Raw genomic sequence first — 16,668 nt, forward strand, 5'->3', positions numbered from 1 at the left:
CCATCAGTCCCGTTGGGTCCGCTCGTAGGAGTCGATGAGGGCCGTCAGTTCGGGGATCGTGAGCTCCCCGGGCCGGCGGCCCTCGCGGGCGAACGCGTTGGCGATCCGCTGGAGCGCCGCGTTGACCGGAGTGTCGATGCCGGCCATCCGGCCGAGCAGCACGATCTCCCCGTTGAGGTAGTCCGCCTCGATGGAGCCCGAGCCCCGCGTGAGGCTCTGCCACGACGAACCGCCGCCGCGGGTCACTCCGTTGAGGGGCTGGAGCTGGATGCGGTCGCCCCGGGCCGCCGTCTGCTCGGCGTCGCTCGCCCGGTCGATACCGGCCGCGTCCAGCACCGCTTCGCCCTCCGCGACAGCACGCCGCAACACGTCGTGGGCGTCGTCGCCGTCGAGCGGGCCGCAGGTGGCTTCCAGCGCGTTGGCGAGGTTCTTGAGCAGCTTGCCGTACTTCCAGCGCATCACATCGGGCGGTGTGGGCGCGTCGAAGCCCGACTCCTTGAGATCCGTGGCGATGCGCTCCGCCAACGGGTCGGCCCCCGATGTGCCCGTCGCTCCCGCCGGGAAGCGGCCGATGTGCAGAATGCCGGTCAGCGGCGCGCACGACGCCTCGATCGACCCGGGCTCCAGATAGCTGGCCGGCAACCAGACACACATCCCGTACACCCGCCGGAACCGCCGCAGCGCGAGCCGCTCACCCGCGACCCCGTTCTGCGCACACACCACCGGCAGCCGATCGCTCGCCGTACCCCCGCCCACGACCGGCCGCCCGGCCCACGCGTCCAGCGCCGCGACGCTGTCCTGTGTCTTCACGGCGAGCACCAGGACGTCGTCCGCGCGTAGTTCGAGGGCCTTCGGCCCGTCGACGACCGGGATCGGCAGCTTGAGCGACCCGCTGGGCAACGTCAGCCGCAGCCCGCCGTCCCGCAGCGCCTCGTAATGCGCACCCCGCGCAACGAGGACGACCTCCCGGCCGCTGTCGAAGAGCCTGCCGCCAATGGTTCCGCCGATCGCGCCGGCACTGATGATGATGTATCGCACCGTCCGAGACTCGCACACACGTCAAGTCTTCTCGCAGGGTGGGCGCCGGCCGTCGCGCCGGTCCAAGAAATCGCTGGCCGAGGCGGCGTTCCGGCAGCCAGAGTGGTGCCAGGAGCCCGCGTTCGCCGGCTCCTTGACGAACGGCGGGGGAGGGTTGCCGCATGTCCACGCTGCGTGTGAGCGCCGAGCGGCTGACGATCCACGAGCACCCGAACGCGGACGCGCTGGAGCTGGCGCAGGTCGGGCTCTATCGGGCGGTCGTGGCGAAGGGGGCCTACCGGACGGGTGAGTTCGCGGTGTACATACCCGAGCAGGCCGTGCTGCCGGACGCGCTCATCGGGGAGCTGGGGCTGACCGGCAGGCTTGCGGGGTCGGCTGCGAACCGGGTGCGGGCGGTGCGGCTGCGCGGTGAGCTCTCGCAGGGCATCGTGTGCCGGCCGGAGGCTCTCGCGGGCACGGATCTGGAGCAGGCCGCCGCTGACGGGGAGGACTTCGCGGAGCGGCTGGGCATCGTCAAATGGGTGCCGCCGATCCCGGTGTCGATGAGCGGCGACGTCGAGGCCGCGCCGGATCTGCTGCCGTGGACCGACATCGAGAACCTCAAGCGCTATCCGGACATCTTCGCGCCCGGCGACCAGGTGGTGATCACGGAGAAGCTGCACGGCACCGCCTGCTGCTTCAGCTACTTCGCGGACACCGGCCGGATCCAGGTCACGTCCAAGGGCCTGGGCTCGCAGCGGCTGGCGCTCCAGGAGGCCGACGGCAACCTGTACTGGCGCGCCGTGCGCGGCCACGGCCTGCCCGCCGTCGCCGCCCGGCTCGCGGCGCGGCTCGACGCGTCCCGGGTCGGCATCTTCGGTGAGGTCTACGGGGCCGGCGTGCAGGACCTCGGGTACGGGGAGGACGGCCGGCGCGACGTCCCCGCCTTCGCGGCCTTCGACGTGTCGGCCGAGATCGACGGCCAGGTCCGCTGGCTCGATCCGCACGAACTGCTGGCGGGCGAGCTGCCGCTGGTGCCCGTCCTGTTCAGCGGCCCCTTCGATCTGGACACGGCGCTGAAGCTGGCCCAGGGCGCGGAGACGGTGTCGGGGCGCGGACTGCATGTGCGCGAGGGCGTCGTGGTGCGGACCGCCGACGACCGTTACAGCCCGGTGGTCGGCGGCCGGGCCATCGCCAAGGTCGTCAGTGACGCCTATCTGACCCGCAAGGGCGGCACCGAGTACGAGTGAGAGCGTGCGACGCGTGGGACCGCGCCCGTCAGCCGTCCAGGCGGGCGCGGAGCCGGCGCTTCGCGTCCGGCCATTCGTCCGCGAGGAGCGAGAAGAAGACGCTGTCACGCCAGGTGACACCGTCCGACCGCAGCCGGTGGCGGCGCCAGACCCCCTCGTGCTGCGCGCCCAGCCGCAGGATCGCCTCCTGGGAGCGGGTGTTGAGCAGATCGGTCTTCCACATGATGCGGCCCATGCCCAGGTCCTCGTAGGCGTAGGTCATCAGGAGCAGCTTCGTCTCGGTGTTGACCGGGCTGCGCCAGTAGGCGCGGCCGTACCAGGTCCAGCCGATCTCGAGCCGCTCGTCGACCGTGCTCACCTCGTGGAACGTCGTCCAGCCGACCGCCCGGCCGCTGCTGAGCTCGATCACGGCGTAGGCGACACCGCCCGCCTCCCGGCTCTGCGCGCAGACCGTGATCGCGAGATCACGCAGCTCGTCCTCCGTGCGAGGCGGTTCCGCGGGCAGCCAGCGCCACACCTCCTCGTCACCGCCTCCGGCGGCGAACAGATCCGGCACATGTTCCGGGCCGAGCGGTTCGAGCCGGACGAAGCGGCCGGTCAGGACGGTGGGTGAGGGCGACTTGGCAACCATGCACGCACCGTAACCACAGCCCGCTTGGTCCGGCCAGCCGGTTTTGGATCCTGGACGGCATGTTCCGTCCCTCGGTGGGGTACGCGGGAGGTTCAGTCGCCGAAAGGACTCGTAGCCATGACCGACATCCATTCCAATGGCGCCCTGCCCCCGGCGCAGCAAGCCCTCCACGAGATCGCCCAGGGCGGCGAGAACGTGATCGCCCTGAGCACCCTCGCCCTCAGTGACGTGCTGCTTCCCGTTCCCGGCGGGCCCGGCGACCCCGACCCCGACGCCCCGGAACAGCAGGACCCCGCGGCGCCGCAGGGGATCCAGCTGCCGGTGTACGAGCAGGAGGACGGGGTCAAGCTGGTGCCGGTGTTCACTTCCGAGGAGCGGATGGCGCAGGCACTGCCGGGTACGCACCGCTACCGGCTGGTGCCGCTGTCCGCCCTCAGCGGCAGCTGGCCGTCCGACGAACTCACGCTCTCCATCGACACCGGCTCCCCGGACGCCCTGAGCATCGCGGGCCCCGGGGTGCGGGCGCTGGCCGCCCTGTCGGGCTCGGGGCCGGGCTCGGGACCGGCTTCATGACCCGGATGACAGGCAGGGCCGGGGTCGCGACGGCCCCGGCCCTGCCTGTCATCCCGTCGCCCGCCGTCCCGTCGCCCGCCGTCCCGGCGGCTCACGGCCGGTAGACCACCAGGGCACTGGGCAGCTTGCCCAGCAGCAGTTCCGAGGGCGCGGGGACCACCTCGCCGTCGTAGGCGAGACGGCTGCCCGCGGCCAGGCCGCGGATCCGCAGCCGGCGCAGCTTGGCGGCGGAGTACACGGGGGAGCGGGTGAGGAAGCCGGTCACGGCGGCCCCGAGCAGCCGTGTGCGGGCGAACGGGCCGCCGTCCACGATGCGTACGTCCAGGATCCCGTCGTTCAGATCGCGGCGGCGCACCGGCGCGAGCCCCACGCTGGAGTACTCGCAGTTCCCGGCGAAGATCAGCCAGACCGACCGGCGGCGCCCGTTGATCTCGACGTCGACCGGCTCGGACGTGCGCAGCACGTGCACCGCCGCCAGCACGCTCGCCGGCCAGCTGCCCACCCGCCGCGACCAGCGCTCGCGGATGCGCACCAGCTCCGGGTACGAGCCGATGCTGAAGGTGTTCACGAAGGGGACGGCCTCGGCGCCGCCCGGGGTGTCGTACGAGGTGTACGTCGCCAGGTCGACGGCCGACGCGGTTCCCGCCACGACCGCCGCGGCGGCGTCCTCGACCGTTTCGATGCCGAGGTCGAGCGCGAAGTGGTTGCGCGTTCCGCCCGGGAAGACCACCAGCGGAAGGCCGTGCCGCAGGGCGATCGACGCGGCCAGCGTGACCGTTCCGTCGCCGCCGCACACCCCGAGCGAACCGTCGTGCTCGACTGCCTGCCGGGCGGCCTTCTCCAGCAGTTCCGCCAGGTCGTCGTCCTCCGAGCGCTCCGCTACCACGGCCTCCGGCAGCGCGGCGCGGATCCGGTCGGCGGGCGGGTTGAGGAACGCCGGCGGCCCCGATGCCTCGTTGACCACGACGAACAGCCCGCGCCCCGCCGGCAGCGAAGGGGCGTTGACGTCAGGGCCCACGTCGGCGGCCGGCCCGTTCGAGGTGGGGATCAGCGCCCGCACCGCGAGGGCGGCTCCCATGCCGAACGCCGCACCGGCGACCACGTCGCTCGGGTAGTGCACCCCCGTGTAGACCCGGGAGAACGCCACCGAGGCGGCGATCGGTGCCACCACCGTGCCCCAGCGGCCCGACTCCATGAGGACCCCGGTCGCGAAGGCGGCCGCCGAGGCCGCGTGCCCGGAGGGGAAGGAGGTCGTGAAGGGCTGGTGCCGCAGCCGGCGTATCACCGGGACGGATTCCAGTATCGGACGCGCCCGGCGGACGGCCCGTTTGCCCACGGTGTTCACCGTCGCGGAGGCCAGCGCCAGCGACCCCACACCGCGCAGGGCCGCGCGCCGGCCGGGCTTTCCGCCGACCGCGGCGATCCCGGCGGCCACCCCGAACCACAGCAGCCCGTGGTTGGCGCTGCGGCTCAGCCGGGGCAGCACGGGCTCGGCGCCCGGCCAGCGATGGCTGGCGACCTGATGGAACAGCTTGTGGTCCCACGTCTTCAAGGAGTGGGCCCTGGCGCGTTGCTTCATGCGCTAGCGGCTACCCGGGCAGCGGCCATCGATACCACCCCGCTCGCCTAGGATGCCCGGGTGGCTGATGATCGAATAGACCTGGTGATCTTCGACTGCGACGGCGTCCTGGTGGACAGCGAGCGCCTCGCCGTCCGCGTCGACGCGTTGATGCTGGCCGAACTCGGCTGGCCGCTGACCGAGGCCGAGATCGTCGAACGGTTCGTCGGCCGCTCGCACCGCGACATGACCGCCGCGATCGAGCAGCAGCTCGGCCGGCCGCTCCCCGAGGGCTGGTACGACCGCTACCGGCCCTGGTACCGGTCGGCGTTCGAGGCCGAACTGACCGCCGTGGACGGCATCACCGAAGCCCTCGGCCTGATCACCCTCCCCACTTGCGTCGCGTCCAGCAACACCCACCCGGGACTGCGGCACTCGCTCGGCCTCACCGGCCTCCACTCCCGCTTCGAGGGCCGGATCTTCAGCGCGTCCGAGGTCGAGCACGGCAAGCCCGCCCCCGACCTGTTCCTGCACGCGGCCCGCGCGCTGGGCGCGGACCCGGCCCGCTGCGTCGTGGTCGAGGACAGCCGCTACGGCGTCGAAGCGGCCCGCGCGGCGGGCATGCGCGCCTTCGGCTACTACGGCGGGCTCACGCCGCGGGCCTGGCTCGAAGGGCCGGGGACGGTCGTCTTCGACGAGATGCGCGACCTGCCGGAACTCCTGCTCGGCGGCTTCTGAGGGAGCCGCTCGCGAGCGGGAACCGTGCCGCACCCGAGTCGGACCCGAGGCGGCTCCGAGCCGCTCACGGTCGGATCGGGAGGAACCCGGCCCCGGCGCAAACGGGTGGGCGGCGTGGCGGGAGGGCATGGCACTCCTGTGGCGCGCGCGCCGACTGGGAAGGTGGCCGCAGCCACTGACCCACCGGAGGCACGGATGCAGGGGACGACCCCGTACGACCTCAGGCCCGATCCGGGGCTGCCCGTCCCCGCGTACTGGACCGCGCACCTCGTGGGCGGCGGCGGGCCGGAACCGGCCGGCGGCAGCCCGGCGGTGCGGCAGGCGGCGGCCGGGTACTGGGGGCGCCGCGGGCTGTGGACCGATCCGGGGCGCATCGTGGCCGCGGCCGGCGCCGAGCCGCTGCTCCTCGCGATCCTGGCCGCCACCGGCGGCGGCCTGGTGCTCGCCCGGCCCTCCGCCGCCTGGCAGGCGCCCGTCGCCCGGCTGCTCGGCCGCGAGGTGTTCGCCGTACCGACGCCGGCGGAGGGCGGCGGCGCGCCGGACCCGTTCGCCCTGCTGGAGACCGTCCGCCGGGCGCGGACGGAGGGCGCCGACCCGCGGGTGCTCCTGCTGTCGCCGGCGGACGACCCGACCGGCACCGTCACCTCGCCCGAACTGCTGCACGAGAGCTGTGAGGCGGCCGCCGAGGCGGGGCTGATCGTGGTGTCCGACGAGACCTACAGCGACACCCGCCACGACCCCGGTACGGTCCTGCTCAGCCCCGCCGAGATGCTTCCCGAGCGGACGATCGTCCTCACCGACCTCGGTGGATCCCTCGCGCCCACCTGCTGTCCGGTCGCGCTGGCCAGGTTCCCGGACTCCGACGAGGGCACCGGACTGCGGGAGCGGGTGGCGCGGGTCTGCGCCGAGTTGCGGTCCGTCCTGCTGGCGCCGGTCGCCTCGGCGGCGGCGTACGCCCTGACCGAACCGGACGACGTACGCGCCCACACCGCCGCCGCGAACCGGCTGCACGCGGCCGTCGGGGCCGGCGCGTACCGCGCGGTCACCGCCGCCGGCGCGCTGTGCCGGCCGCCCCAGGCCGGCTTCCAGCTCTACGCCGAGCTGACCTCGCACGACACCCACGACCTCCCCGACGCGCCCGCCCTCGAACGCCATCTCTCCCTGCGGCTGGGCCGGCGGGTCCTCGGCGGCCACCGGTTCGGCGACGACCCGGCCGCGCTCCGGGTCAGGATCGACACCGGCCCGCTGCACGGCGGCACCGACCAGGAGCGGCGTGCGGCTCTCGACGCGATCGATCCGCTGGAAGTCCCACACGTATCCCAAGCGTTGACAGAACTCGAGGCGGCCTTCACCGAACTGACGGCCGGCTGAACTACGGTCGGTGACCGGGGGCGCGTCCCACCGCGCCCGTCCGAGCCCGCGCCGCCAACGGATGGGAGACTCGATGACCGATCAGACCGAGCGCGCCCTCGCCGAGCCACGTCCGCTCGGTGAACGCCGCGTATGGCCCAGATCCTTCGCGGACCGCCTCACCGCCCCGCTCCCCGGGTTCCGCGAGATGGCCAGAACCCTGCGCGAGGGGGGCCTGCGCCCCACCGCCGAATCGCTCGCCACCGTCCCCGGACTGCCCGTGGAACCCGGCCCGCTGCCGGACGTCGACGCCGACACCGTGGCCGTCACCTGGGCCGGGCACGCCAGTTGGGTGCTGCGGATCGGCGGGCTCACCGTCCTCTCCGACCCCGTCTGGTCGGAGAAGATCCTCGGCACCCCGGCCCGCGTCACCCCCGTGGGTGTCGCCTGGGACGAGCTGCCACACATCGACGCGGTCGTCATCAGCCACAACCACTACGACCACCTCGACGCGCCTACCCTCAAACGGCTGCCGCGCGACACCCCGCTCTTCGTCCCCGCCGGACTCGCCCGCTGGTGCCGCCGCCGCGGCTTCACCCACGTCACGGAACTCGACTGGTGGGAGGCGGCGGAACTGCGCGGTGTGCGCTTCGACTTCGTGCCCGCGCACCACTGGAGCAAGCGGACCCTCACCGACACCTGCCGTTCGCTGTGGGGCGGCTGGGTGCTGTCCGACCGGAACGGGCAGCGCGTCTACTTCGCGGGCGACACCGGCTACGGCCACTGGTTCACCGAGATCGGCCGCGCCCACCCGGGCATCGACCTGGCACTGCTGCCGATCGGCGCGTACGACCCCCGGGCGATGCTCAGCCCGGTCCACACCGACCCGGAGGAGGCCGTCCAGGCCTGCCTCGACCTCGGCGCCGCCGCCATGGCGCCCATGCACTGGGCCACGTTCCTGCTCTCCGCCGAGCCGCCGCTCGAACCGCTGGCGCGGGTGCGGGCGGCCTGGGCCGCCACCGGACGTCCCCGCGAGGGGCTCTGGGACCTGCCGGTCGGGGCCTCGCGGGTCCTGAGCCGCGAGCCGTAGCTGACTGCCTGTATTCGCTACTCGCCGGGCGGGCCGGCCTTCCGTCCCGTCCGGCGCCACACCTGCGGCACCAGCGCGACGAGGAAGGCGATGCCCACCGCGAGCGCCACGCCCTGCCACGGCTCGGGGAAGAGCGAACCACCGACGATCCCGATCAGCTGGTACGCGGCGGCCCACGCCAGACAGGCCGCGATGTCACCGCGCACGAAACGGCGCAGCGGCAGCTCGCCGAGCAGACAGGCCACCATCACCGGGATCCGGCCGGCCGGGATCAGCCGGGACAGCACCAGGACCGCTACACCGTGCTCGTCGAGCTGCCGCTGCGCCTTGGCCAGATGGTCCGGATCCGCCCGGCTCTGCAGGCGGCGCAGCCAGCGCGAGCCGTTCCTGGAGCGGATTCCGCGCTGCCCGAGCCAGTACAGGCCGACGTCGCCGATGAACGCGGCGAGCGCCGCCACCCCGAAGACCAGCACGAGCGCGAACGGAGACTTCTGGTGGAAGGCGACCACGGCCGCGCCGCTGACCAGCGCTCCGGTCGGGATCACCGGCACCAGCGAGCCGAGCACCACCAGCAGGAAGAGCGTGGGATAGCCGACCGCCTGCCGGGTGGTCTGCGAGGTGGTGGACGACGCCGTCTCCGCGAGAAAGCGGATCACCGCGCGGCCGCCAGCCGTACGCTCTCGCCGTGCTCCAGCCGGTGCACGGCCACCTCCGGCGCGAGCACCGCGGCATGCCGGACGAACTCGGTGCCCGGGGAGTGGAATTCATGCGGCCGGACCGCGTCCATGCCCACCGGCCAGTACGTTCCGTAGTGGATCGGCACCGCCGCTCCGGGCGCGAGCCGCGCCAGGGCCTGCGCTGCCCGTCCGGCGTCCAGGTGCCCCGCGCCCAGGAACGGGCCCCAGCCGCCGACCGGCAGCAGCGCCGCGTCGCAGGGTCCGACCTCGTCGGCCATCTCGTCGAACAGCCCGGTGTCACCGGCGAAGTACGTGCGGGCCTCGCCGCGCACCACGTACCCGAGCGCCGCGACGCGGTGCGGCCCGTACGGCAGCCGCCGTCCGTCGTGTGCCGCGGGCACCGCGCGGATCGTCAGCGGGCCGACCCGTACCTCGTCGCCCGCCACCACCTCGACCAGGTCGAGGTCCCGCAGCCGCCGCAGCCCCGGCACGGCCTGCGGAGCGCCGCGCGGCACCAGTACCCGCGTGCCGGGCGCGAGGCGGGCCAGCGAGGCGGGATGCAGATGGTCGGCGTGCAGATGGGAGACGACGGCGACGTCCGCGACCGCCGCCTCCGGCGGTGGTACGGCTCCGCGCCGCCGCCGCAGATGCGCGAGCCGGCTCACGAACAGCGGATCCGTCAGCACCCGGACGCCCGAGTCGCGCACGGTCACCGTGGCATGCCCCCACCACGTGATCTCCACCGCCACCGGAACCGTCCTTCCGCCGTGCCCTCGTCCGCCCCTGCCCGCTGTCCCCGACCCTATGCCGATCACCGGGCGGGTGCGGGGGCGCCTACCGGGGTGCCCTCCGCGGTGCCTGCCGGGGTGCCCTCCGCGGTGCCCGCCGAGGTGCCTGCCGGGGTGCCCGCCGGGGGTGGCCTGAGCGGCGGCCGGTGGGCGTTGTGACAGGGTGGACGGCGTGGAGCAGTTTCCCGGAACCGGCGGTACCGGTGACCGGGCCGCGGAACGGACGTGAGGTGAGCTGGGCGTGCTGCGGCGGTGGCGGTGGCGGTCCATGGGGCGGGCCGTCGCGCGGGTGGTGATCGTCTGGGCGGTGTCGGCGGCGACGCTGGCCGTCCTGGCGGGGATCCTGCCCGATTTCAGCATCCAGTCGCCGAAGGGCGACGACCCCCCGCAGATGGCGGTCACGGCCGGGATCGGCGCGGGCGCCTTCGGTGTGCTCAGCGCCCTGGTCTGGCCGGTGCTGGTGCGCGCCCTGCTGATGGTCCCGGCGCTGGTGCTGGGCATGCTGGTCTTCTTCCTCAACGGGTCGCTGCTGCTGATCGCACTGCGGCTCACCCCGCACGGCGAGGTCACCCCCGCGACCGCCGTCGTCATCGCCGCCGTGATGTCGGCGACCTCGTCGGCGACCAGCACCGCGCTCGCGGTGCGCGACGACGAGGCGTACGGACGACGGCTCGCGCGGCTCGCGGGCCGCCGCAGGCCCGAGCGCGGCGCGGCGCGGCGGCCGGCGCCCCCCGGCACGCTCTTCCTCCAGCTCGACGGCGTCGGCCACGACGTACTGCGCGAGGCCGTCCGCCCCTCGCAGCGCGGCGGACGGACCAGACCCCCGGCGATGGAGACCGTCGCCGGGTGGCTGGACAGCAGCCACCGGCTGGTGCCGTGGCGCACCGACTGGAGCAGCCAGACCGGCGCCAGCCAACTCGGCATCCTGCACGGCTCCAACCACGACGTGCCCGCCTTCCGCTGGTTCGAGAAGGACACCGGGCAGCTGATGGTCTGCAACCGGCCCTCCAGCGCAGCGGAACTGGAACGCCGGGCGGTCGGGCGCACCGGCTCGCGCGGCCTGCTCGCCGAGGACGGCGCGAGCCGCGGCAACCTCTTCAGCGGCGGCGCGGACCAGATGGCGCTGGTGATGTCGGCGGCGGCCCGGCGCGGCACCTTCCGCCGCTCCCGGTCCGGCTATTTCGCGTACTTCTCCGACCCCGCCAACGCCGTGCGCACCGCCTGGTCCTTCGTCGCCGAAGTCGCCCGCGAGATCGTCGAGTCGACGGCCTCCCGGCTGCGCCGCGACCGGCCGCGCATCAAACGCGGCGGCCTGTACCCGCTGCTGCGCGCCTTCGCGACCGTCATCGAACGCGACGTCGCCGTCGCCGCGGTGATCGGCGACATGCTCGCCGGCCGCACCGCGGTCTACGCGGACCTCGTCGCCTACGACGAGGTGGCCCACCACTCCGGGCCCCGCAGCCGCGACGCCTTCAAGGTGCTCAACCGGCTGGACCGTTCGATCCGGCTCATCGCCGACGCCGCCCGCTACGCCCCGCGCCCGTACCGGATCGTGCTGCTCTCGGACCACGGCCAGAGCCACGGCGAGACCTTCGCCGACGCGTACGGCCTGACGCTGAAGGAACTCGTCCGCGCCGGCTGCGACCTCCCCGTACCGCGCCGCGCCGGGCGCAGCGTGAGCGGCGCGGAGGCCAGGACCGCGGCTCGCACCGCCCTCCACCGGGACGAACGCGGCCGGCACCCCGAGGAGGAGAAGGAGTGCGCGGGCCCGCCCTCCGACCCGGTGGTCCTGGCCTCGGGCAACCTCGGCCTCGTCACCTTCCCCGACCTCCCCGGCCGCGTCACCCGCGAGGAGATCGACGAGCGCTACCCCACCCTGCTGAAGACCCTGGTGGACCACCCGGGCATCGGCTTCGTCCTGGTCCGCAGCGCCGCCCGGGGCCCGCTCGCGCTGGGCGCGGGCGGCGCGGAACACGAACTCGACACCGGCCGCATCCACATCGCCGACCCCCTCGCCCCGTTCGGCAAGGGCGCCGCCGAAACGGTCCGCCGCACCGACGGCTTCCCGCACGTCGCCGACCTGATGGTCAACTCCTCGTACGACCCCGCCACCGGCGCCGTCCACGCCTTCGAGCAGCAAGCCGGCTCCCACGGCGGCCTCGGCGGCGACCAGAGCCGCCCCTTCCTCCTCTTCCCCGGCACCCTGACCGAACCCGAACACCCCCTGGCAGGCGCCGAAACCCTGCACGACGTCCTGCGCGACTGGCTCGCCGAGCGCCCGGACCAGCCCCTCCCCGAAAACCCGTTTGCACCGGACCTGCCGGAACCGGGAGAGTTGCCTCAACACCAGGGGGCGTAGCTCAGATGGCCAGAGCGCTGGTCTCCAAAACCAGATGTCGCAGGTTCAATTCCTGCCGCCCTTGCCAGTCACTCACTTCCGCGCGAAGATCCCGGAGCCGCGCCAGCGGCTTCCCCGCACCGTCGGCGCATGCGCCGTGTGCTCGCGGAATCGAATGCCACCGTCGGTGTCCGATGGATGGTCGGCGAGCGGCAGCACCCGAGCCCCGCACGCGCCACCCAGGCGCAGGCGAATCTGCTCGGCATCTCGGTCGGTGACATGGTGTTGGAGATCGAGCGCACCTATTACGACACCGAGGGCCGGCCCGTCGAGACGGCGGACATCGTCATCCCGGACGTCCGCTGGGAGATCGCCTATGAGATCGCGATCGAACAGCCGTGGACGAGGTCCGAACAGAGCTCTCGGAGTCGAACGAAGGCGCCCCCTTCCGCCGGAGCGGGAGGGGGCGCCTGTTCGCGTAGGTGTCCAGAGATCTGGTTTGGCGACGGTGACACAACGCGCTCTGCCGTTGAGCTACCGGCGGCTGGGCCGCCGACCGGGAGTCGAACCCGGAACCTCGTCCTCCTGAAGGAAGTAACCGTTGCTTGCGCACCTGGACGACGTCAGTTTAGGCGGAGGGCCGGGGGGCGTCGCAAGGAATTTGTGGCTGGACGGCGGAGGCGATCGCGTGGGCGACCCGGTCCGGCGGGAGGTTCGTGGTGTCGATGGTCTCGGCCGTCCTGCTGAGCCAGGGGCGGGCCGACTCGTAGGCGGTGAGGTGGTCGAGGCGCCATTGGCGGGCGCCGGTCTCCACGGTGTCGGATTCGATCCGGCGGGTGAGGGTGTCCTGGTCCGTGTGGAGGACGAAGTGGCGCACGGGAATTCCCGCGGCGGCGAACCCGGCGCTGAGCTCCGTCCAGTACTGCTCCACCAGGACCGACTGGGGGACGACGAGTACGCCGCCGACGTAGCCGAGGATCTGGGTCGCCGTCTCCACGACCAGGGCGCGCCATGGCCGCCAGTCCTGGAAGTCCTTGACGGGCACGGATTCCAGGACGTGGCGGAGCATGTAGCCGACCTGCTCGGAGTCGAAGATCCGGGCGTTCGGGACCATCGCGGCGAGCTCCTTGGACGTGGTGGTCTTGCCCGCGCCGAAGGTCCCGTTCAACCAGATAATCATGGCGTCGAGCCTAACCGCGTGGTCAGGCGGTGATGCCGCCGTCCAGGACCAGGTCAGCCCCGACGGTGAACCCGGCCTCAGCGGAGGCGAGATGGAGCACCGCGGCGGCGATCTCGTCGAGGGAGCCGGCCCGGCCGGCGGGGACGTCGCGCCGCATGCGGGCCGCCTTGTCGGCGGGGGTCTCGCCGGGGCGGGTGGACATGGGGGTGTCGACGGGGCCGGGGCTGACCGCGTTGATGCGGACGCCGTCGGCGATGTGGTCGAGGGCGGCGTTGCGGGTCAGGGCGCTGACGGCGGCCTTGGCGGCGACGTACGCGGCCAGGTTCGGCACGCGGCCGTGGGCGCCGAGGTTGGAGGAGACGTTGACGATCGCGCCGCCGCCGTGGGCGCGCATGTGGGCGATCTCGTACTTCATGGAGAGCCAAGTGCCGGTGAGGTTGGTGTCGAGGCTCGACCGCCAGTCGTCCTCGGAGATGTCGGCGACCGGGGCGGGAGTCGTCAGGATGCCGACGTTGTTGACGGCGATGTCGAGTCCGCCGAAGCGCGCCACCGTGTCCTCGACCAGGCGCCGTACGTCCTGCGAGCGGGTGATGTCGGCGGTGACGACGGCGGCTTCGCCGCCCTCGGCCTCGATGAGGGCGGCGGTCTCCTTGAGCGGTTCCGCCGTACGTCCGGCGACGGCGACCCTGGCCCCCTCCCGGGCGAAGGCGAGGGCGATGCCCCGGCCGATACCGGATCCGGCACCGGTGACGAGGACGGTCCTGCCGGTGAAGCGTGCGGTCATGACGACAACTCCTTGGTGGTGAGCGGTGCGAGGGGTGTGGCGGGTGGGTTCGGTACGGGGTGTGGGCGCAGGAGCAGCGCTGCGGCGACCGCGGTGAGCGCGTAGCCGATACCGGCGGCGCCGAAAGCGGCCGCGTATCCGGCGACGGGCGTGGAACGGGTGGCGGCCACCGACATCAGTGCGGCGAGGCCGATGGTCGGGCCCAGTTCCATGGCGGTGTTCATGACGCCGGCCGCCAGCCCCGTCCGCCGGTGCGGCACCCCGGCGGTGGCGAGCACGGTGGCGCCCGCGAACGCCGGTCCGGCTCCGGCCGGCAGCAGGAGAAGACCGGGGAGCAGGCCCGTGGCGTACGGCGACCGCGCGTCGAGGCCGGCGAGCAGCAGGAGCCCGGCCGCGCCGAGCGCCAGTCCGCCGGCGGTGACCGCGCGTGCTCCGTACCGCCTGATGAGCGGGCCGGCGGCGCGGCCGGAGCCGACGAGGGCGGCGGCGTACGGGATGAAGGCGGCGGAGGTCCGCAGCGGGGTCCAGCCGCGTACCTGCTGGAGGTAGAGGGAGAGCAGGAAGAAGGTGAGCGCCGTGCCCGCGGCGGTCATCATGATGGCGGCCAGGGCGGTGACGCGCCGGGTGTCGCGGAGGAAGCCGGGCGGCAGCAGCGGTTCGCGGGCCCGGCGTTCGACGAGCACGAAGGCGATGAGGAGGAGCAGGCCGGAGGCCAGCGGAACGAGTACGGCAGCCGACGACCAGGACCGCTCCCCGGTGGCGACCAGCCCGTAGCCGGCCGCTGTGACACCGGCGGTCGCCGTGACGGCGCCGCGTACGTCGAGCGGTGGTGGCGCGGCGGCGCGGGGCGGGTCGGCGGGCAGCAGCCGCGGGGCGAGGGCCAGCCCGGCCAGCGCGACGAGCACCGGGACGAGGAACGTCAGCCGCCAGGAGACCCAGGCCGTCACGGCACCGGAGAACAGGCTCCCGGCGGTCGCGCCGAGGACGGAGAGGCCGCCCCACGTCGCCATGGCCCGGTCGTAGCCGGCGGCGGCCGGGAACAGGGCGCGTACCAGGGCCATCGCGGCTGGAGCGGTCAGTGCCGCGCCGAGCCCCTGCGCGAACCGGACGGCCGTCAGCACGGTGAAACCGGGCGCCAGGGCGCCCGCCGCCGAGGCGGCGGCGAAGACCGACAGACCGACCACCAGCATCCGTCGCCCGCCGTGCCGGTCCACCAGCCGGCCGCCGAGGAGCAGCAGTCCGCTGAAGGAGAGTCCGTACGCGGCGCTGAGCAGCAGGAGTTGTGACGGGTCGAGGCCGAACTCCCGGGCTATCCGGGGGAGCGGCACCATGAGGATCATGATGGTGAAGATGAGTGCGGCCTGGATGGTTCCGAGCAGCGCGAAGCCGTGCTTCGACGACATGTCCCCCTGCGCCTTTCTGGCGTGATACTGGATCGATCATTCTCGAATGGGGGCAGGCAGGAGCCCACTCCGGGCCCGGTCCAGGCCCGGTCGGTCGGACGGTCGGTTGGTCGGTTGGTCGAAGTTTCAGTCGAGGAGGGAGAGAGCCTGTGCCGCCGCGTCCCTGACGCGGGCCGGGTCCTGGCCGGCCTTGCCGACCACCCGCATGCCCTGCATGAGCACCAGCAACAGCCGCGCCAGCGCCTGCGGATCGCGCCCTTCGGGCAGCTCCCCCTGGGCTCCGGCGCGGGTGAGGGCCGAGGCGAGCGCCGTCTCCAGCCAGTCCCAACTGGCCTCGACGCGCCGGGCCGCGACCCGGTCGTGCGGAGCCAGTTCGACCGCGGTGTTGGTGATGAAACAGCCGCGCCGCAGGTCGTCGCAGGCGGACTCCTCCGCGAAGCGCGTCACCACGGAACGGACCGCGGGGAGCGCGGGCCCCGGCTGGGACAGCTCTTCCATCAGGGCCGGGTCGCAGAGCTCGCCGTACCGCTCCAGCGCCCTGACGTACAGCCCGTGCTTGCTGCCGAACGTCCCGTAGATGCTGGCGCGGGCGATACCGAGATGCTCGACGAGGTCGGCCATCGACGTCGCCTCGTAGCCGCGCCGCCAGAACAGCTCCAGGGCCGACTGCAGCGCGGCGTCCGGATCGAATTCCTTGGTCCTGGCCACGGGAACGACGCTACCCGTATCGAGAACGATCGGTCAAGAACGTTCGGTCCCGAACCCTGGGGGTCAGACCTCGAGGCGCAGTCGCAGACGCCGCAGGCCGTCCCCGTTCGTCTCCACCGTTCCGTCCGGCCGCCACCCGAGCCGGGCGTAGAACGCCCGCGCCCGGTCGTTGTGCTCCCACACCCCGGCGAGCCCGGTGAGCACGCCCGTCTCCTGCAGGGACTGGACGTACGCCGCGTGCAGCCGGCCGCCGATGCCGCGCCGCCACTGGCCGGGCCGCACATGGATCTGCGACAGCTCCAGCGCCGTGCCGGGCGCGTCCGACTCCATGGAGAGCACGCCCACCACCTCGCCGTCGGCCTCGGCGATCAGCGTCGTCTTCCCGGGCAACTGGATGGCCCGCGCCCACCCGTTGAACCGCGCGAGCAGCCCGCCCACCGCGTCGGGCTCCGCTCCGGCCGCGGCGCACGCCGCCGTGTGGATGCTCACGACCGCGTCCAGGTCGTCCATCTCGGCAGGGCGTATGCGTACAGGAAGATCATTCATGCTGAATATGACGCAGAACGACGACCATTGGTTCCCC

The 16,668-nt window shown here is 73.3% G+C and carries 16 protein-coding genes, 1 tRNA gene and 1 pseudogene; 8 read left to right on the forward strand and 10 right to left on the reverse strand.

Features of this window, described 5'->3' with window-relative positions:
• Positions 1-3: 3 nt before the first annotated feature.
• Positions 4-1,038, reverse strand: coding sequence for a 2-dehydropantoate 2-reductase N-terminal domain-containing protein (locus tag C8250_RS33155; protein ID WP_138355693.1), 1,035 nt, complete (start codon positions 1,036-1,038; stop codon positions 4-6).
• Positions 1,039-1,199: 161 nt separating this feature from the next.
• Here C8250_RS33155 and C8250_RS33160 point away from each other — a divergent pair, with 161 nt between their 5' ends.
• Positions 1,200-2,267: an RNA ligase (ATP) gene (locus C8250_RS33160; RefSeq protein WP_138355694.1), complete on the forward strand. Its 1,068-nt coding sequence runs from the start codon at positions 1,200-1,202 to the stop codon at positions 2,265-2,267.
• A gap of 28 nt (positions 2,268-2,295) precedes the next feature.
• On the opposite strand, the gene C8250_RS33165 is transcribed toward C8250_RS33160, so the two are convergent.
• Positions 2,296-2,898, reverse strand: coding sequence for a GNAT family protein (locus C8250_RS33165; protein WP_138355695.1), 603 nt, complete (start codon positions 2,896-2,898; stop codon positions 2,296-2,298).
• Positions 2,899-3,015: 117 nt separating this feature from the next.
• On the opposite strand from C8250_RS33165, the gene C8250_RS33170 reads away from it, so the two are divergent.
• Positions 3,016-3,471: an SseB family protein gene (locus C8250_RS33170; RefSeq protein WP_138355696.1), complete on the forward strand. Its 456-nt coding sequence runs from the start codon at positions 3,016-3,018 to the stop codon at positions 3,469-3,471.
• A gap of 91 nt (positions 3,472-3,562) precedes the next feature.
• Here the strand turns inward: C8250_RS33170 and C8250_RS33175 are convergent, their stop codons facing one another.
• Entirely contained in the window at positions 3,563-5,050 is a 1,488-nt protein-coding gene (locus C8250_RS33175; RefSeq protein ID WP_138355697.1) for a bifunctional phosphatase PAP2/diacylglycerol kinase family protein, read from the reverse strand.
• Positions 5,051-5,110: 60 nt separating this feature from the next.
• On the opposite strand from C8250_RS33175, the gene C8250_RS33180 reads away from it, so the two are divergent.
• The 3 genes from C8250_RS33180 (at position 5,111) to C8250_RS33190 (ending at position 8,207) form a co-directional block, all read left to right on the forward strand.
• Positions 5,111-5,767: an HAD family hydrolase gene (locus tag C8250_RS33180; RefSeq protein ID WP_244809504.1), complete on the forward strand. Its 657-nt coding sequence runs from the start codon at positions 5,111-5,113 to the stop codon at positions 5,765-5,767.
• Positions 5,768-5,962: 195 nt separating this feature from the next.
• Positions 5,963-7,138, forward strand: coding sequence for an aminotransferase class I/II-fold pyridoxal phosphate-dependent enzyme (locus C8250_RS33185; protein WP_138355698.1), 1,176 nt, complete (start codon positions 5,963-5,965; stop codon positions 7,136-7,138).
• A gap of 61 nt (positions 7,139-7,199) precedes the next feature.
• Positions 7,200-8,207, forward strand: a complete 1,008-nt coding sequence (locus tag C8250_RS33190) for an MBL fold metallo-hydrolase (protein ID WP_138355699.1) — start codon at positions 7,200-7,202, stop codon at positions 8,205-8,207.
• Positions 8,208-8,224: 17 nt separating this feature from the next.
• On the opposite strand, the gene C8250_RS33195 is transcribed toward C8250_RS33190, so the two are convergent.
• Positions 8,225-8,863 (reverse strand): VTT domain-containing protein, encoded by a 639-nt coding sequence (locus C8250_RS33195; RefSeq protein WP_138355700.1) that lies wholly within the window; start codon positions 8,861-8,863, stop codon positions 8,225-8,227.
• Positions 8,860-9,633, reverse strand: coding sequence for an MBL fold metallo-hydrolase (locus C8250_RS33200; RefSeq protein ID WP_187145067.1), 774 nt, complete (start codon positions 9,631-9,633; stop codon positions 8,860-8,862). Before C8250_RS33200 ends, C8250_RS33195 begins: the two co-directional genes overlap by 4 nt.
• 307 nt (positions 9,634-9,940) lie before the next feature.
• On the opposite strand from C8250_RS33200, the gene C8250_RS33205 reads away from it, so the two are divergent.
• From C8250_RS33205 to C8250_RS43025, 3 genes and pseudogenes are all read left to right on the forward strand, one after another.
• A complete protein-coding gene (locus tag C8250_RS33205) occupies positions 9,941-12,031 on the forward strand; it encodes a phage holin family protein (protein ID WP_138355701.1) in 2,091 nt (696 codons plus the stop codon).
• Positions 12,022-12,098, forward strand: a tRNA-Trp gene (locus tag C8250_RS33210). The genes C8250_RS33205 and C8250_RS33210 overlap by 10 nt, the downstream gene beginning before the upstream one ends.
• A 131-nt stretch (positions 12,099-12,229) precedes the next feature.
• A pseudogene (locus C8250_RS43025) lies at positions 12,230-12,403 on the forward strand (UTRA domain-containing protein); the annotation flags it as partial.
• A 235-nt stretch (positions 12,404-12,638) separates the two neighbouring features.
• On the opposite strand, the gene C8250_RS33220 reads toward C8250_RS43025, so the two are convergent.
• The 5 genes from C8250_RS33220 to C8250_RS33240 all read right to left on the reverse strand — a co-directional run bounded on the left by C8250_RS33220 (position 12,639) and on the right by C8250_RS33240 (position 16,631).
• Positions 12,639-13,190, reverse strand: coding sequence for an AAA family ATPase (locus C8250_RS33220; RefSeq protein WP_138355703.1), 552 nt, complete (start codon positions 13,188-13,190; stop codon positions 12,639-12,641).
• Between the two features lie 22 nt (positions 13,191-13,212).
• A complete protein-coding gene (locus C8250_RS33225) occupies positions 13,213-13,974 on the reverse strand; it encodes a glucose 1-dehydrogenase (RefSeq protein ID WP_138355704.1) in 762 nt (253 codons plus the stop codon).
• Complete coding sequence (locus C8250_RS33230; protein WP_138355705.1) at positions 13,971-15,377, reverse strand: MFS transporter; 1,407 nt, start codon at positions 15,375-15,377, stop codon at positions 13,971-13,973. Before C8250_RS33230 ends, C8250_RS33225 begins: the two co-directional genes overlap by 4 nt.
• Positions 15,378-15,503: 126 nt before the next feature.
• The gene (locus C8250_RS33235; protein WP_138355707.1) at positions 15,504-16,085 is read right to left on the reverse strand and encodes a TetR/AcrR family transcriptional regulator; all 582 of its coding nucleotides are present in this window, start codon (positions 16,083-16,085) and stop codon (positions 15,504-15,506) included.
• A gap of 63 nt (positions 16,086-16,148) precedes the next feature.
• The gene (locus C8250_RS33240; RefSeq protein WP_138355708.1) at positions 16,149-16,631 is read right to left on the reverse strand and encodes a GNAT family N-acetyltransferase; all 483 of its coding nucleotides are present in this window, start codon (positions 16,629-16,631) and stop codon (positions 16,149-16,151) included.
• Between the last annotated feature and the right edge of the window lie 37 nt (positions 16,632-16,668).

It is taken from the genome of Streptomyces sp. So13.3 (assembly GCF_005860785.2).
Taxonomy (GTDB): domain Bacteria; phylum Actinomycetota; class Actinomycetes; order Streptomycetales; family Streptomycetaceae; genus Actinacidiphila; species Actinacidiphila fildesensis.

Excerpts from the sequence above, each read along its gene's own strand:
- C8250_RS33160 (WP_138355694.1), top strand. The coding sequence starts at position 1,200 with ATGTCCACGCTGCGTGTGAGCGCCGAGCGGCTGACGATCCACGAGCAC.
- C8250_RS33165 (WP_138355695.1), bottom strand. The coding sequence starts at position 2,898 with ATGGTTGCCAAGTCGCCCTCACCCACCGTCCTGACCGGCCGCTTCGTC.
- C8250_RS33170 (WP_138355696.1), top strand. The coding sequence starts at position 3,016 with ATGACCGACATCCATTCCAATGGCGCCCTGCCCCCGGCGCAGCAAGCC.
- C8250_RS33175 (WP_138355697.1), bottom strand. The coding sequence starts at position 5,050 with ATGAAGCAACGCGCCAGGGCCCACTCCTTGAAGACGTGGGACCACAAG.
- C8250_RS33185 (WP_138355698.1), top strand. The coding sequence starts at position 5,963 with ATGCAGGGGACGACCCCGTACGACCTCAGGCCCGATCCGGGGCTGCCC.
- C8250_RS33190 (WP_138355699.1), top strand. The coding sequence starts at position 7,200 with ATGGGAGACTCGATGACCGATCAGACCGAGCGCGCCCTCGCCGAGCCA.
- C8250_RS33205 (WP_138355701.1), top strand. The coding sequence starts at position 9,941 with ATGGGGCGGGCCGTCGCGCGGGTGGTGATCGTCTGGGCGGTGTCGGCG.
- C8250_RS33220 (WP_138355703.1), bottom strand. The coding sequence starts at position 13,190 with ATGATTATCTGGTTGAACGGGACCTTCGGCGCGGGCAAGACCACCACG.
- C8250_RS33225 (WP_138355704.1), bottom strand. The coding sequence starts at position 13,974 with ATGACCGCACGCTTCACCGGCAGGACCGTCCTCGTCACCGGTGCCGGA.
- C8250_RS33230 (WP_138355705.1), bottom strand. The coding sequence starts at position 15,377 with ATGTCGTCGAAGCACGGCTTCGCGCTGCTCGGAACCATCCAGGCCGCA.
- C8250_RS33240 (WP_138355708.1), bottom strand. The coding sequence starts at position 16,631 with ATGAATGATCTTCCTGTACGCATACGCCCTGCCGAGATGGACGACCTG.